At 61.7% G+C, this 389-nt stretch carries 1 protein-coding gene; it reads right to left on the bottom strand.

Features of this window, described 5'->3' with window-relative positions; all coding sequences use genetic code 11:
• Positions 1 to 389: TIM barrel protein (locus AC1D0P_RS31370; protein ID WP_477680294.1), on the bottom strand; the 389-nt coding region annotated here is incomplete at both ends.

The raw sequence follows: 389 nt of genomic DNA, 5'->3' as shown, positions 1-389 counted from the left end.
ATGGAAATCATTGAGGAAATAGCCGGGCATGTTGCGCCCGTTGATGGGTTCCAACAGGAGATTGAGCCCTTTTTCGGCGAGCCGATTGGCGGCATGTTCCACCGCACGACGATAATCGAGCTCAGCCTGCGGGTCGTTGCGGTCGGCAAGGCCGGCCATCAGGTGGATGTTCTTCACGCCTGTGGCCTCGGCATAGACGAGCGCGCGGGTCACGCCTTCGGCGACATCATCGAAGCGGCCCGGCAGCGACGCCATCCCGCGCTCGCCGGCAGCCCAGTCACCCGGCGGCATGTTGAACAGCGCCTGCGTCAAGCCGTTGCGGGTGAGCCGTTCGCGGATATCCTCCGGCTTGAAGTCGTAAGGAAACAGATATTCGACAGCAGAAAACC

This window comes from Polaromonas sp. P1_G2 (assembly GCF_056405515.1).
This window is presented reverse-complemented; position numbering and strand designations above follow the sequence as displayed.